This window comes from Buchnera aphidicola (Thelaxes suberi) (assembly GCF_964059005.1).
Classification (GTDB): domain Bacteria; phylum Pseudomonadota; class Gammaproteobacteria; order Enterobacterales; family Enterobacteriaceae; genus Buchnera_I; species Buchnera_I aphidicola_C.
Genome location: NZ_OZ060389.1, coordinates 1 through 16,699, shown reverse-complemented (window position 1 = coordinate 16,699; position 16,699 = coordinate 1). Strand labels below are relative to the sequence as shown.

The following is a 16,699-nucleotide window of genomic DNA, read 5'->3' as shown; positions in this document are numbered from 1 at the left end:
ATAATTTCTTTGATTAAAAATTAATAGATTTTAAACTTTTATATTTTTAAACATTATTTTATTTTGAAATATTGTGATTAAATTACTAACTGTATAGTATAAAACTAATCCTGATGGAAACCATAGAAAAAATATAGTAAAAATAAAAGGCGTTAGTTGCAGTATGATGTCTTGTATAGATGATTTGTTTTGATCATTAAGTGTATTATTTTTTTGAATAAAAAACATAGTAATACCCATACAAATAGGTAATACATAGTATGGATCTTTATCTGATAAATCTTGAATCCATAGGATAAAAGGGGCATGTCTTAATTCTACTGAACTCATTAACATATAATATAGTGCTAAAAAAAGAGGCATTTGAATTAATGCTGGAAAGAGACTTCCTAAAGGATTAACTCCTTCTTTTTTGTATAAAATGATCATTTCTTCAGTTAGTTTTTGTTTATCATGAGCGAATTTTTTTTTAATATTTTCTACTAAAGGTTGTATTTTTTTTATTTTAGATATTGCAATATATTGAGCTTTACTAATTGGATACATACATAATTTCATGATAAAAGTGATGGCAATAATAGAAAATCCCCAATTATGAAAAAAATTATTTAATATTTTAAGTAATTTAAATAGAGGTTGTGATAGAAACCATAACCATCCATAGTTTATTGTTAAATCTAAATGGGGAGCAACTGCAGCCATTTTATCTTGAATTTCTGGACCAACCCATAATGTTGATATTAAATTAGTAACATTTTTTGCTGGTATATGAATAATATCTGTTTTATATCCTATAGCTGCAATATTTTTTTCTAAATAATTGGTGAATATATGGTTTTTATAGGATGTATTTTTTGGAATCCATGCAGATACAAAGTATTTTTGTAACATTGCAATCCATCCATTTTTTGTCGATATTTTTAAATTTGCTTTATTTTGTATATCTGTAAATTTATACTTACTATATTTATTATTATCAGTAGAGTATGCAACCCCTCTAAAAATTTGTAAGGCAATATTATTATTCTCATGTTGTTTACTTTTTGGTTGGACAATGCTTTGTATTAAACGATTAAACATAATCATATCAATGGATTGATTAGTATTATTTATAACTTTAAATTTTACATCGACAGCGTAACTATTTTTTTTTAAAACAAAAGTTTTAATATATTTAATACCAGATTTAGAAATAGATAATAGAGGTACTTCTATTATAGAATTTTGATTTGTTAAGATAAAATCATTTTTTTTAGTTTGATAATTTAATCGGTAATTTTTTTGAAATTCATGACCTAAATATTTTGATTTTATTATATCATTTTGCGCTTGATATATAAAATTATGAGATGTTTCTAATAATTTTAAATCGTTTTTAGAATTTAGCGTATCTTTAAATTTTAATAATTCTGTTTGTACAATATCTCCTCCTTTTTTATCAATTGTTAATTTGATTACATCGTTTTTTATTGTTATAAATGATAATGGGTTTATTTTCGTTGTTATTAACGAATCATCATGATTAAAATTTTCAATTTTTATTGAACTATGATTTGCTTCAATATTTTTTTTCCAAACAGCGCAGGAGATTATTAAAGCAACGAAAGAAGAAACAAGAATAAAATTGCGTAACAGATTCATTATTTATATTCTCACATTTATCTGTTTTAATTATTTTTATAATTTTATATTTTCTATTTATTAATAAATGAAATTTATAATTTTTTTTATTAGTTGTATTTTTAAAGATTTATTTTTTATGTATTAAATTAATTAAAGAGTATCTATTCCATAATTTATTTATTTTATTAAAAAAAATATTATTTTTTAAAAAAATAGAAAATTGTTTTATAATCACTATAAAATCCATATGCATTAAATTATGTTGTAAAATTCTAAATGATTCTTTAATTAATCGTTTTACTTTATTTCGTATGGTTGCATATTTAATTTTTTTTTTAGAAATACTAATTCCTAAACGAGGGAATAGTAAAGAATTTGGTTTTCCGAGAATAATTAATTCTTTATTAGTAACTTTATATGATTTTTTAAAAACTTTTTTAAATTGAATGGGAGTTAACAGGCGCAACTCCCGAGGATATGAAAATATAATATTCATACTCTATGTAGTTAAATTTATTAGTTAGAAGAAACAGTTAACTTACTACGTAATTTAGCTCTACGTCTAGATAAAATGTGTTTTCCGTTTTTATCTGACATTCGAGATCGAAATCCATGTAAACGATTGCGTTTTAATAAAGATGGTTGAAAGGTACGTTTCATACTAAAGTTATCCGTTATGAATATTGTTTTACATTTAATAATAGTATTTTAAATTAATTTTATATTTGGTTATACAGAAATATTTTTTAATTTATATAAAAAAAATAAAATTAATTATTATTAAATAAATTTGTTTGAAATTAAATTTTTTAATTATTTATTTTTTATTAATATAATTTTGAATTAGAATTTATAATATATTATCTCAAAATTATATAAACTATATTTTTATATTTATAGAATAATTTTATTAAATACTTATTTATTTATTACAAAAAATTTTTATAAATTTTAATAAAATATTAATTATATATAATTCATTAATGAAATAATTCATTTTTTATTATAAATAAAAAGCTTTTTTAGTATATATTTAATATATTATTAAATTTTGTATGTGCTGATTAAATTATTATTTTATTCTTTGTTGAGAAAAAAATAATTTTTTTATTACTTTATTTTTTAACTTTTAATCAAAACAAGAATTTAGATTATTTTATTTATAAAATACGAAACTAAACATTTTATTCATAAAATTACAATTTATAAAAATGTATTAATATATTAATAATTTTATTATTAATATATTCAAAATAATTAATTTATGATTAAAATGTATTATAAAATGTAAAGTTAAAAATAATTTTAATTATTAATCACAAAACAAAATATTTTAAAATAAATATAATAAATTATAAATTCTTGTATAAATACTTAATTTTATTAGTAATTATATTTATAATAATTACTATTAATTAATTCATCATGTATAAATTAATTTATTTTAACGATATTAATAACAATCATGGTTTTGTTTTTTATTATTACGAATATATATTATTTTTTTTAAAAAAAAATAAAATTTTTTATAAATAATTATATATATTTTTTTAAATTATGATACATATAATATGTATAGATAAAAATTTTAACATATATAAGTTATAAATTTTAATTTCATATGGAATTATTATTTTATAATATAATTAGTATATCTATATTTATAGAAATATATGCAAATAATTTCATATTAAATATAATTTTTTTTATTAATTTATGTTGCAACAAAAGAATTGTTATAATTTTAAATTATAATATAAATAAACTTATTAAGTTGAAATATATATAATATATTCAATTTTGAAAAAACTCTATTTAATGTACTTATTTTATTACTTACTGAAAAATTAAAAATTAATTACTTTATAATTTATTAAATAGATATTTTTAAAATAAAATATTTAAATTTTGTTATTTTTAAATCGTTAATGCTATATCATAGATCTGATTTAAAAATTTTTATAATCTTATAAAATAAATTTACTGTTAAAAGAAAATAACTGGATATATAGAAGACTTTTTATTTTAAAAATTATTTTATCTTCTTAAAAAAAAATATGATTAAATTTATTGTAGAACAAAAAAATTTTTTAAAAGCTTTACAGAAAGTTTCTATTTTATTATTAAAAAATCATAATATTGCTATTCTTGAAAATGTTTTAATCAATGTTAACGGTAATATTATGACAGTAACAAGTACTAATTTAGAAACTCAAATTACTGTTTATACTACTATTATTTCTCAAGATATTAATAAGTCTACCATAGTTTCTGGTAGAAAATTATTAAGTATTTGTAAAAGTATTCCTAATAATTCTGTTATTAAAGTATATGTTAATGAAAAAAAAATGTTAATCAAATCTAATAACAGTGTTTTTGAATTATTAATTGTATCTGAGACTTCATTTCCGTTATTAAAATCGTTTAATCATGAAATGACGTTTGTTGTTTCACAATCTATTATTAAAAACATGATTCATAATACACAATTTGCTATGGCTATTAATGATGTACGTTATTATTTAAATGGAATATTATTTGAAATTAACGAAAATCAGTTAAAAATGGTAGCTACTGACGGTCATCGATTAGCAGTTTCTTCTGTACATTTAGACAATAGGTATAATTTTTATTCTGTTATTATTTCTCGAAAAGGAGTATTAGAACTTATTAAGTTACTAAATAATCGAGATATTAAATTAATATTATTTTTAAATAAAAATAATATTAGAATAAAAATACATAATACCGTTTTTATTTCAAAATTAATTGAAGGAAACTATCCAGAATATAATAATGTTTTATTACAATATCCTAAAATAAAAATCAAAATTCCTACATTACAATTAAAAAATGCATTATTAAGAGTGTCTATTCTATCTGATAAAAAATTTCAAAGTGTAAAATTTTGTTTTTGTAAAGATCAATTAGAGTTACGATCTAATAATGAAGAAGAAGAGAAGGCAAAAGAAATAATTAATATTAATATTATAAAAGAAGAGATAGCATTTAATATGAATGTTAATTATATTATTGACATATTAAATAATATGACAGAAGAATACGTTTTTTTTTCATTTAATATACCAGTTTGTTCCGTTCATATTCAAGAAGATCAACAATCAAATAATATTTTTGTAGTTATGCCTTTATTGTTATAAATGACATTTAAATATTTATAATATTTATAATTAAAATTAAATAAATATAATAAATATTAATTAAATTTATTGATAAAATATTAATTATTTTTTTATTCTATTAATATACATTTATTCAATTTAGGTATTTTGAACTTTTATTAATAAAAAAAAGGAGTATTAATGCCGAATTCTTATAATTCGTCTAGTATTAAAGTTTTAAAAGGATTAGATGCTGTTCGCAAACGTCCAGGTATGTATATTGGAGATACAGATGATGGAAGCGGATTACATCATATGGTATTTGAAGTAGTAGATAATTCTATTGATGAAGCATTAGCGGGATATTGTAATGAAATCATTGTTACTATACACGAAGACAATTCCGTTTCAGTTCAAGATAATGGAAGAGGTATACCAATTGATATACACAATGAGGAAAAAATACCAGCTGCTCAAGTAATTATGACTATTTTACATGCAGGAGGTAAATTTGATAATAATTCATATAAAGTATCTGGAGGATTACATGGAGTAGGGGTATCTGTAGTTAATGCTTTATCAGAAAAATTAAAATTAACGGTGTATAAAAGTAATAAAAAATACACTCAAATTTATAATAATGGAAACCCTTCTGCTCCTATTTATACAAATTGTGATAATAAAAAAACGGGTACAAAAATTAGATTTTGGCCTAATCTGCAAATATTTACTAATATAGTAAATTTTAAATATGAAATTTTATATAAAAGATTGCAAGAATTATCTTTTTTAAATTCTGGAATTACGATTTATCTACATGATAAAAAAAAACATTTATCACAAAAATTTCATTATAAAGGAGGTATTAAGGCATTCATATCTCTTTTAAATAATAATCCGATACATACTCATATTTTTTATAGTCTTTCTAAAAAAGATAAAATAGTTGTTGAAATTGCAATGCAATGGAATAATAATTTTACAGAAAAAATATATTGTTTTACAAATAATATACCTCAAAAAGATGGAGGAACTCATTTATCTGGTTTTAAATCAGCTATAACTCGTACGTTTAACAATTATATAGAAAAAGAAAGCTATACTTCTAAAAAAAATAAAATTAATATCACAGGCGATGATGCAAGAGAAGGTTTAGTTGCTTTAATATCTATTAAAGTTCCAGATCCAAAATTTTCTTCGCAAACTAAAGGAAAATTAGTTTCTTCAGAAGTAAAATCAGTGGTTGAATCATTAACTCAAGAATTTTTAATGCAATTTTTATTAGAACACCCTCAAGACTCGAAGATTATTTTAAATAAAATTATAGAAGCTGCGCGATCTCGAGAAGCTGCGCGTCGTGCTCGTGAAATCACTAGAAAAAAAGGAAGCTTAGAATTATCTGGATTACCTGGTAAACTATCTGACTGTCAAGAAAAAGATCCAAAACTATCTGAAATATATATTGTAGAAGGTGATTCTGCAGGAGGTTCAGCAAAGCAAGGAAGAAATAGACAAAATCAAGCTATCCTTCCTTTAAAAGGTAAGATATTAAACGTAGAAAAAGCGCATTTTGATAAGATGATTTTATCTCAAGAACTAGCAACTCTTATTGCTGCATTAGGTTGTGGTATTGAAAAAAATGAGTTCAATTTAGATAAATTACGATATCATAACATCATTATTATGACTGATGCTGATGTAGATGGATCACATATTCGCACTTTATTATTAACTTTTTTTTACCGTCAAATGCCTGAAATTATTAATAAAGGATATATATATATTGCACAACCTCCTTTATATAAAGTAAAAAAAGGAAAAAAAGAACAATATATTAGAGATGAAGAAGAACTTAATACATACCAAATTAATACTGCTTTAGAAAATTGCATTTTTTACATAACTAAACCATATAAAAAAATTTTAAATCATAGTAAGATCGTAAAATTAATTACAGATTATGTGCAAATTAAGAATGAAATCAGTATACATACAAAAAATATTCCAAATATTATATTGCATGAATTAATTTATCAACCAGTTTTATGCGAATTAACAAAAAAAGATGTGGTTTTAAATTGGATAAATAACATTACTGATTCTTTAAACAAAAAAAATAAAAATAATATTATTTATTTTGGTGAAGTTTGTAAAAGTCATAATTGTAGTTTTTTTGAACCTATCTTTAAGAAAAAGATATATGGAGAAGAGTTTACTTATAAATTACAATATAATTTTTTTCAAAGTAAATTATATACACAAATAATAAAAATAAACCAGCAAATTAGTCAATTAAATAGAGATAATGGAATAATCCAACAAAAAGAAAAGAAATTTTCTTTTTTAAATATTGATGTAACTTTAAAAAATATCATTGATAATGAACATAAAGGAACAACAATACAGAGATATAAGGGTTTAGGTGAAATGAATCCTATACAATTATGGAATACTACTATGAACCCTAAAACGAGACGAATGTTACAGGTATCTATACAAGATGCCGAAAAAGCTAATCAATTATTTAAAGTATTAATGGGTGATTTAGTAGAACCAAGAAGATCTTTTATAGAAAAAAATGCATTATATGCTAAAAATATTGATTTTTAATAAACATAAAAAATTTATATGATTTATCTTAATTATACGGCAGGTTTTAATGATATATCTAACCTGCCGAACCCTGAAAACAAATTAAAATATTTTTTTATTTATGAAGAACATTTCATCATTTCTATAGTTTTAATTTTAGCTAACGCTTTAGATAATTTTTTTATCATTTTAGATCTATTTTTATCATGTAAATCGCAATTTTTTATATAAGCTATTGCTTGATTTTTTTGCGATATAGCTTTATAACGATTCAGATCTTTACTATTGATAACAGTATCAGCCAATATAGTTACTATTTCAGGTTGTACTTCTAGTATTCCTCCAGACAAATACATATATTTTTTTTTACCAGATTTATTTTTTATATATAATACTCCTGGTTTTACCGATGTTAATAATTGTGTATGTTTAGGATAAATTGTTAATTCTCCTTCTACACCATGTATACGTATTTTTTGTACTTGATCTGAAAAAATTTGAAGTTCAGCGCTAACAACATCTAAATGAAACACCATGGTAAACCTTATAAATAATTAAATTTTATAACGAAAAATACTAAATGGATTTTATTTTTTTTGATTTATTAATTACTTCATCAATATTACCGACCATATAAAACAATTGTTCTGGTATAGAATCTAGTTCTCCAGTAACAATTTTATTAAATCCTTTAATTGTTTCTTTAAGTGGAACATATTTTCCCTTTTTTCCTGTAAAAGCTTCAGCTACAAAAAAAGGTTGGGATAAAAATCGTTGTATTTTTCGAGCGCGTGATACTAAGATTTTATCGTCTTCCGATAATTCATCCATGCCTAAAATAGCAATTATATCTTTTAGTTCTTGAAATCTTTGAAGAATATTTTGTACTTTTTGTGCAATTGTATAATGATCTATACCTATGATTTCTGGATCTAACTGACGACTTGTTGAAAGTAAAGGATCAACAGATGGATATATTCCTAAAGAAGCGATTTGTCGACTTAAAGTAACTGTAGAATCTAAGTGCGCAAAAGTAGTAGCAGGAGAAGGGTCAGTTAAATCATCAGCTGGAACATATACAGCTTGTATTGATGTAATAGATCCTTTTTGTGTAGAAGTTATGCGTTCTTGTAAAATACCCATTTCTTCTGATAATGTTGGTTGGTATCCTACTGCTGAAGGCATTCTTCCTAATAATGCAGAAACTTCAGTTCCAGCAAGTGTGTATCGATAAATGTTATCTATAAATAGTAATACATTTTTTCCTTCTTCTCTAAATTTTTCTGCAAGAGTTAAACCAGTAAAAGCTACTCTTAATCTATTACCGGGGGGTTCATTCATTTGTCCGTATACTAGAGATACTTTATCTAAAACATTAGATGTTTTCATTTCATGATAAAAATCGTTTCCTTCCCTTGTTCTTTCGCCTACTCCTGTGAAAACTGAGTATCCTGAGTGCTCTATTGCAATATTTCGTATTAATTCCATCATATTAACTGTTTTACCAACCCCAGCTCCTCCAAACAATCCTACTTTTCCTCCTTTAGAAAAAGGACAAATTAAGTCAATGACTTTAATTCCTGTTTCTAATATTTCATGAGACTGTGATTGTTCGCAGAATTTTGGTGCGGATCTATGAATTTCCCATAGTTCTAATTTTTCTTTTTTATTTTTATTTCTAAATTCTCCTTTCATATCGATAGGTTGACCTAAAACATTCATTATTCTTCCTAAAGTTGCTGATCCTACTGGCACTTTAATTCCATGATGCAAATCAATAACATTCATACCTCTTTTTAATCCATTAGAATTACCCATAGAAATGGTTCTTACTATCCCACCTCCTAGGTGTTGTTGTACTTCTAATATTAATGAAAGAGAAGAATCTTTAATTTGTAACGCATTATAAATTTTTGGAGCTTGATTATAAGGAAATTCGACGTCAACTACGGATCCAATTACTTGTACAATTTTTCCAATAACTTTCATTTTTCACCTTTTAAAAATTTATACTTTGTATTATTTTTTTATTTTATTCTTTGGATAAAGCATTTGATCCTGAAATAATTTCCGTAATTTCTTGAGTAATGTTAGATTGACGTGATTTATTGTATATTAACTGCAAATCTTTAATCATAGATGTACTATTATTATTTGCAGTATTCATTGCTACCATTCGAGCTGCTTGTTCAGAAGCTAAATTTTCTAACACGCTTTGATATATTTGAAATTCTAGATATCTGTTTAATAGAAGATTTAATAAATATTTTGCGTTAGGCTCGTATATATAATCCCATATTTTTTTTTTATAATTATTTGTTTGTTTTTTCGGAAAAGGTAACAGTTGTTTAATAATAGGATGTTGAGATAATCTATTATGAAAGTGATTATAACAGATATATAATTTTTGAATTTTTTGATTTTTATATGCTTGAATTAACGGATGAGCAAATGTTATTATTGTTGAAAATGATGGGTTTTCTCCTATATTTATTGTTTTATCTAGAATATTATATCCAAGTGATTCAAAAAAATTTGATCCTTTTGATCCTAATAGTATAATTTCAGTAAAAATATTTTTTTTAGCGTCAATTATGAACATGTCTAATATTTTTTTAAATAAATTAGTATTTAAACTTCCACATAAACCTTTATCTGTCGATAGTATAATATATCCATTTTTTTTTATTTTTTTTTCTGTATATAAAAAAGGATGTTTATATTCTAGATATCCTTGTGATACATGTGAAATTACTTTATTTAGAATATTAGCATAAGGTCTACTTATTTCCATTTTACATTGAGTTTTTTTCATTTTGGCAATAGAAATCATTTCCATAGCTTTTGTAATTTTTTGAGTATTTTCAATGCTATGAATTTTGTTTTTTATCTCAATATTGATAGGCATAATTCATCTTATTTTTATTTTTTATTATAAAATTTTTTATATAAAAACATTTTTTTTAAAATATGTAATTAATTCGTTAAACTGTGATTCTATTTCATCATTATAAATTTTATTTAAATTAATGATATTAAAAATATTAATATGTTCTAATTTAAAAAAATCTATTAGTTGTTGTTCAAAAATTAAAATATTAGTTACTTTTATATCTTCTAAAAATCCTTTTGAAGCTGCAAACAACATAATGCTTTGTTCTGCAATACTCATTGGTTGATGTTGTTTTTGTTTTAGTAATTCAGTGAGTTTTTTTCCATAATCTAGTTGTTTTCTAGTAATTATATCTAAATCAGATGAAAATTGAGAAAAAGCAGCCAGTTCTCTATATTGCGCTAGTGCAGAACGAATTCCCCCAGATAATTTTTTTATGATTTGTGTTTGTGCTGCACTTCCTACTCTTGATACAGAAATTCCAGGGTTAATAGCAGGTCGAATTCCAGAATTAAATAAGCTTGACTCTAAAAATATCTGTCCATCAGTAATCGATATAATATTTGTCGGTACAAAAGATGAAACATCTCCTGCTTGTGTTTCCACAATTGGTAATGCTGTTAATGATCCTATTTTTTTTTTAATATTATTATTTTTTTTTATACTAGAACAGTTGATTTTAGCAGACCGTTCTAATAATCTAGAATGTAAGTAAAATATATCTCCTGGAAATGCTTCCCTTCCTGGTGGTCTTTTTAGAAGTAGTGAAATTTGTCTATATGCAATTGCATGTTTAGAAAGATCGTCATATACAATTAACGCGTCTTCTCCACGATCTCTAAAAAATTCACCCATAGTACATCCAGAATAAGCGGACAAATATTGTAATGCAGCAGATTCTGAAGCGGATGCAACGACTATTATTGTATTAGATAAAGCTTTATTTTGGCGTAATTTTTGCACTATACTAATAATAGTTGAATTTTTTTGACCTATAGCAACGTATATACATTTAACTCCTGTGTTTTTTTGATTAATAATTGTATCAATAGCTAAGGTAGTTTTTCCTGTTTGTCTATCTCCAATAATTAATTCTCGTTGCCCTTTTCCTATCGGAATCATTGAATCAATACACTTATATCCTGTTTGTAAAGGTTCGCTAATTGAAATACGGTCAATTACTCCAGGCGCATCTGTTTCTACAGGTGAATACTGATCTTCTTTAATTTCTCCTTGGTTGTCAATTGGACAACCTAAACTATTCACAATTCTACCTAAAAATTTTAATCCTACAGGTATTTCTAATATTTTTCCTGTACAACGTACTTGCATACCTTCTTTTAAATGATCAAAAGGACCTAAAACTATTACTCCAACAATATTTTTTTCTAAATTTAATGCAATTCCATATAAATTTTCTGTAAGTTCGATCATTTCTCCTTGCATAACTTCAGATAATCCGATAATTTTTACGATTCCATCGTTTACTGAAACTATAGTTCCTTCATTAATTTTTTCATTAATAAAATTAAAATTTTTTATTCTTTTTTTTATTATTTCAAAAGTTTCATTTGAATTTAATTGCATTTTTATCTCTTATTTAATTAGTTTTTAAATATTTTTTAATTTGATTTAGATAATTTTTAATACTTTTATCTATTTGTAATTTTTCTTTTTTAATAATAATTCCTCCAATAATATTTTTATTAACATTATGCGTTAAATTAATTTTTGAAGAGAATTTTCTTTCTAATTGACTAATAATATTTTTATATTCTATTTCAGATAATTTATTTGGAACTATGATTTGTATATTTTGTATATTATTAAATTTTTCACATAGATTTTTAAAAATAAAAAAAATAGATTCTATTAAAAATAATCTTTTATTTTCTATAATAATATAAATAAAATTTTTAAAAAAACAATCTATGTATTTTTCGAATATTTGATTAAAAATGGTTTTAGGATAAGTTATTCCTAATATTCCATGACATAAGGAATTAAATATTGGTATTTTTAATGTTTTTGTAACTAGAATAAACATATTATTCCATTCTTGAATACAATTGTTCGATTTAGAAAATTGATATGCTGCTTTAGCATAAGGGTATGCAATATTTTTATGATATGTACATAACATAATTTTTCTCATATTATATATCTGATATTAATGTTTTTATTAAATTACTATTTCCATGTTTTTTAATTGCTTTTTCTAATATTGTTTCTGCAATTTGTATGGCTATTTTAGTAGTATATTGGTTTGACTCTATGATCATTTTTTTTCTTTCTGCTTGAATTGATAATTTGGCTTCTTTTAATATTGTTATTCGTTCTTTTTCCGCTTGCTCAATAGTGGATTTTAATAATTGTTCTTTTCTTTTTTTAGCTTTGTTTAAAATAGAAAAAGCTTCTTTTTTTGCATTTTTTATTTCTTGTTGTATGTTTTTTTTCTGTATATCTATTTCTAATTTTTCTTTTTTTATTAATTCAAAAGAATCTATTATTTTTTTTTGTCTTTTGTTAATAATATAAATGATGGGAGGCCATATGTATTTCATACATATCCATACAAATAAAATAAATGAAATAGTTTGTCCAATTAGCGTTGCATTTAAATTCACAGAATGTATATCCTTTTTTATTAATGTTAAAATAAATAATATTTATTGCCCTTACTTTTTTTGATATTAACTGTAAGGGCAGCGCGTATCGTATGAATATTATTAATATTTTTTTAATTTTTATTTGGTTGCAAATAGTATATAAAGACCTATACCAACAGCAATCATTGGAATAGCATCTACTAAACCCATAACAATAAAAAATTGAGTACGGAGTAAAGGCACTAAATCTGGTTGTCGAGCCGCTCCCTCTAAAAATTTACCACCTAATAATCCTATTCCAATTGCAGCCCCTATTGATGCTAGGCCAATTATTATAGATACAGCTGTATAAATAGTATCTGCATTTACATGATTCATCAATTACCTCTAATTTTTTAAGTTATTATGTTTTTTGTTATAATTTTTTAATGTTTTTTCGAAGCCATTGATAAATATACAATAGTTAATATCATAAATACAAATGATTGAAGAGTTATAACTAAAATATGGAAAATAGCCCATGGAACATTTAAGATCCATTGCATCCACCATGGTATAAAACTAGAAATTAAAATAAAAATCATTTCTCCTGCATAAATATTACCGAACAGTCTTAACGATAAAGAAATAGGTTTAGACAATAAACTAATTGTTTCTAAAATAAAATTAAAAAAATAAAAAATAGGATGTTTAAAAGGTTGACAAATCAACTCTTTAAATAAACCAGATATACCTTTTGTTTTTATACTATAAAATAAAATTAATAAAAAAACAGCAAGTGACATTGAAAAAGTAATATTTATATCAGAAGAAGGAACAATACGAAGATTAGGACAATTAAAAATATTTTCGAAAATGAAAGGAAAAAAATCAACAGGAATTAAATCCATAGCATTCATTAAAAATATCCATACAAAAATTGTTAATGATAAAGGGCCAACAAAGTTATTTTTTGTATGCATTATATCTTTAATATTTTTATTAACAAAATTTATTATTAATTCTATGAAAATCTGAATTTTATTAGGAATATAAGAATTTTGTATTGAAGCTATGTAAAAAAAAGATAAAAAAATACACCCTAATAATATTGAAACAATTATTGAATCTAGATTTAATACCCAAAATGAATTTGATAAAATATTGCTTGGTATTAATTTTAAACTAGATAAATCTAATCTTACATGTTGTAAATGATGACTAATATACTCTTGAGGAGTAGATATTTGTCTAAAAAACATTGGTTTATATGCCCTGTATTATTTGATTTGTTTATATATTTTTATAAAATATTAGCTTATATATTTATATAATAAAGCATCATAATTATTTAAATATAATGCATAAATATATTACATTGTTTATGATTAATAAAAATGCATTTTTATTAATCATAAACAATTATTAATTTTTAATATGTTAAATATATTAATTATTAATAAAATTTTATATATATTTTTTTATAAAAATTATTTAATTTATTTTTTTTAATTTATTACAAATAAATATCTATATTTAAAATATAATTTTTATTTTTTTAATATTGATAATTGAGTTTATTTAGATAACTGATAATTAGCATAATTTTTTATTATTAAATAATAATAATTTTTGTTTATAAAAATAAATAATTTTTAATAATTAAATATATTGTTTTTTTAATTTTTTAAAATTTAATATTTAAATGGAACATTAATTATTTTTATTTATTATTTTTAATATTTATTTAAAAAAAAATTATTTTTTATATAAATAAGTAAAATAGATAATGCAGCAGGGGTAATACCTTCGATACGAGATGCTTGTCCTAAAGAAAAAGGCTGTGAAGTATTTAATTTCGATATAACTTCTTTAGATAATCCTTTAATTTGATTATAGTCAAAATTAATAGGTAATAAAGATTTTTCATATAATATTTGACGTATAATTTCTTTTTTTTGTCTTAAAATATAACCATGATATTTTATATTTGTTTCTAATTCTTCTAATGCTTCTATATCTAAATTTTTATTTTTAATTAAATTTAAGTTTATTAATGTATGAATGCTCAATTCAGGTCTTTTTAGTAAATCAAAGTAAGTAATATTTTCTTTTATATTTAATGTAGTAAATACAAAAATACTTTTAGCATTTTCAGATTTTTTAAAACAAATATTTTTTTTTAAAATGGTTTGATATTTTTCAATATTTTCTATTTTTTCAATATAACGTAACCAACGTTTTGTATCAATAAGATTTAATTTTTTACCTATTTTTGTTAATCTTAAATCAGCATTATTTTCTCTTAATGATAACCGATATTCTGCTCTAGAAGTAAAAATACGGTATGGTTCTGTAATGCCTTGTGTACATAAATCATCAATCATGACTCCTAAATATGCTTGATCTCTACGAGGAAACCATGGTTCTAAGTTGTTTGAAAACCGGGCTGCATTGATACCAGCTAATAATCCTTGCGCAGCTGCTTCTTCATATCCAGTTGTTCCATTAATTTGACCAGCAAAAAATAAACCGTTTATATATTTACTTTCTAAATTTAACTTTAGATCTTTTGGGTTAAAATAATCATATTCAACAGCATAACCTGGTTGGACAATTTCAGCGTTTTCTAATCCTTCAATTGAATGAATTATTTTTTTTTGAATAGAAAAAGGTAGACTAGTAGAAATTCCATTTGGATAAATTAATTCTGATTTTAAACCTTCAGGTTCAAGAAATATTTGGTGACGATTTTTATCTTTAAAACGCATGACTTTATCTTCTATAGATGGACAATATCTAGGTCCAATTCCTATAATTTTACCATTATAAATTGCGCTTTTATTTATGTTTTCATATATTATTTCATGTGTTTCATTATTAGTAAAAGTTAAAAAACATGGAATTTGAGCTGGTCTTATACAATTTTTTTTTAAAAAAGAAAAATAAGGTAGAGGAAAATCTCCGTTTTGTTTTTTTAAATTTTTAAAATTTATACTTTTTAATGCTAATCTAGGAGGTGTTCCTGTTTTTAATCTTCCTACTTTTAAAGGTAATTCTCGTAATTTTAAAGCTAATGGAATAGATGAAATATCTCCTTTTCTACCTCCTATTGTAGTTTTATCTCCTATATGTATTTTTCCTCCTAAAAAAGTACCAGTAGTTAATACAACTGATTTAGAAAAAAATAAATTATTGTGTTTTGTTTTTACACCTATAACATTGTTATTTTTTATAATTATATCATTAACTTCTTGTTCTAAAATTGTCAACTTAGCATGTTGTTTTAAATATTGTTGTACAAATTTTGAATATAGTACACGGTCTGCTTGAGCTCTAGTTGATCGTACAGCAATGCCTTTTCTTGTATTTAGTATTTTAAATTGTATTCCGGATTGATCAATTGCCAATCCCATAATACCCCCAAGAGCATCAATTTCTTTAACTAAATGACTTTTTCCAATACCTCCTATAGATGGATTACAAGATAAGCATCCAATATTTTTTTTTTTTTGAGTTAATAAAAGTGTTTTATAACCCATTCTAGCACTAGCAGACGCCGCTTCAGTTCCTGCATGGCCTCCTCCAATAATAATTACTTGAAAGTTATTTAACTTTGTCATGTTATAACCTTTATAATATAAAATTTATTTTTTATTTTATTTTTTATAAAAATTTTTTATTTTTTTAATTAAATATCATTAAAAAATATATAATAAAAATTATGTTAAAATATACTAATGTAGTATTCTTATATTAAGTGAGTTTTTTATTCAGCGTTTTATTTTAACAAAACCATAATGCTATCAAAAAATTTATCTTATCTTGAATAATAAATTATTTGGTTGAAATGAATTATTTTATTTTTTATATGTGAAAAT

At 22.7% G+C, this 16,699-nt stretch carries 14 protein-coding genes; 2 read left to right on the top strand and 12 right to left on the bottom strand.

Translation table 11 applies throughout. The features are described from left to right. Positions 1-30: 30 nt before the first annotated feature. The 3 genes from yidC to rpmH form a co-directional block, all read right to left on the bottom strand. Positions 31-1,641 carry a membrane protein insertase YidC gene (yidC, locus tag AB4W61_RS00070; RefSeq protein ID WP_367678954.1) on the bottom strand — a complete coding sequence of 537 codons (1,611 nt, stop codon included), beginning with the start codon at positions 1,639-1,641 and terminating at the stop codon, positions 31-33. 109 nt (positions 1,642-1,750) lie between these two features. After that, positions 1,751-2,119: a ribonuclease P protein component gene (rnpA, locus tag AB4W61_RS00065; RefSeq protein ID WP_367678953.1), complete on the bottom strand. Its 369-nt coding sequence runs from the start codon at positions 2,117-2,119 to the stop codon at positions 1,751-1,753. 20 nt (positions 2,120-2,139) lie between these two features. Next, positions 2,140-2,283 carry a 50S ribosomal protein L34 gene (gene rpmH / locus AB4W61_RS00060; protein WP_367678952.1) on the bottom strand — a complete coding sequence of 48 codons (144 nt, stop codon included), beginning with the start codon at positions 2,281-2,283 and terminating at the stop codon, positions 2,140-2,142. A gap of 1,397 nt (positions 2,284-3,680) precedes the next feature. Between rpmH and dnaN the strand changes: the two genes are divergently transcribed. Together dnaN and gyrB are read left to right on the top strand one after the other, a co-directional pair. After that, the gene (gene dnaN, locus AB4W61_RS00055; RefSeq protein ID WP_367678951.1) at positions 3,681-4,784 is read left to right on the top strand and encodes a DNA polymerase III subunit beta; all 1,104 of its coding nucleotides are present in this window, start codon (positions 3,681-3,683) and stop codon (positions 4,782-4,784) included. A gap of 162 nt (positions 4,785-4,946) precedes the next feature. After that, positions 4,947-7,355 carry a DNA topoisomerase (ATP-hydrolyzing) subunit B gene (gene gyrB, locus AB4W61_RS00050; protein ID WP_367678950.1) on the top strand — a complete coding sequence of 803 codons (2,409 nt, stop codon included), beginning with the start codon at positions 4,947-4,949 and terminating at the stop codon, positions 7,353-7,355. 101 nt (positions 7,356-7,456) lie between these two features. Here the strand turns inward: gyrB and AB4W61_RS00045 are convergent, their stop codons facing one another. The 9 genes from AB4W61_RS00045 to mnmG all read right to left on the bottom strand — a co-directional run bounded on the left by AB4W61_RS00045 (position 7,457) and on the right by mnmG (position 16,441). Next, a complete protein-coding gene (locus tag AB4W61_RS00045; RefSeq protein WP_367678949.1) occupies positions 7,457-7,873 on the bottom strand; it encodes a F0F1 ATP synthase subunit epsilon in 417 nt (138 codons plus the stop codon). Positions 7,874-7,913: 40 nt separating this feature from the next. Further along, on the bottom strand, positions 7,914-9,326 hold the full coding sequence (atpD, locus tag AB4W61_RS00040) for a F0F1 ATP synthase subunit beta (RefSeq protein ID WP_367678948.1): 1,413 nt from the start codon (positions 9,324-9,326) through the stop codon (positions 7,914-7,916). Positions 9,327-9,369: 43 nt separating this feature from the next. Further along, a complete protein-coding gene (gene atpG / locus AB4W61_RS00035) occupies positions 9,370-10,245 on the bottom strand; it encodes a F0F1 ATP synthase subunit gamma (RefSeq protein ID WP_367678947.1) in 876 nt (291 codons plus the stop codon). A 36-nt stretch (positions 10,246-10,281) separates the two neighbouring features. Further along, complete coding sequence (gene atpA, locus AB4W61_RS00030) at positions 10,282-11,817, bottom strand: F0F1 ATP synthase subunit alpha (RefSeq protein ID WP_367678946.1); 1,536 nt, start codon at positions 11,815-11,817, stop codon at positions 10,282-10,284. Positions 11,818-11,830: 13 nt separating this feature from the next. Then, entirely contained in the window at positions 11,831-12,385 is a 555-nt protein-coding gene (gene atpH / locus AB4W61_RS00025; RefSeq protein WP_367678945.1) for an ATP synthase F1 subunit delta, read from the bottom strand. A 1-nt stretch (position 12,386) separates the two neighbouring features. After that, positions 12,387-12,857, bottom strand: coding sequence for a F0F1 ATP synthase subunit B (atpF, locus tag AB4W61_RS00020; RefSeq protein ID WP_367678944.1), 471 nt, complete (start codon positions 12,855-12,857; stop codon positions 12,387-12,389). A 120-nt stretch (positions 12,858-12,977) separates the two neighbouring features. Next, the gene (gene atpE / locus AB4W61_RS00015) at positions 12,978-13,217 is read right to left on the bottom strand and encodes a F0F1 ATP synthase subunit C (protein WP_367678943.1); all 240 of its coding nucleotides are present in this window, start codon (positions 13,215-13,217) and stop codon (positions 12,978-12,980) included. A gap of 47 nt (positions 13,218-13,264) precedes the next feature. Next, positions 13,265-14,080 carry a F0F1 ATP synthase subunit A gene (atpB, locus tag AB4W61_RS00010; RefSeq protein ID WP_367678942.1) on the bottom strand — a complete coding sequence of 272 codons (816 nt, stop codon included), beginning with the start codon at positions 14,078-14,080 and terminating at the stop codon, positions 13,265-13,267. A gap of 474 nt (positions 14,081-14,554) precedes the next feature. Next, entirely contained in the window at positions 14,555-16,441 is a 1,887-nt protein-coding gene (gene mnmG / locus AB4W61_RS00005; RefSeq protein WP_367678941.1) for a tRNA uridine-5-carboxymethylaminomethyl(34) synthesis enzyme MnmG, read from the bottom strand. Between the last annotated feature and the right edge of the window lie 258 nt (positions 16,442-16,699).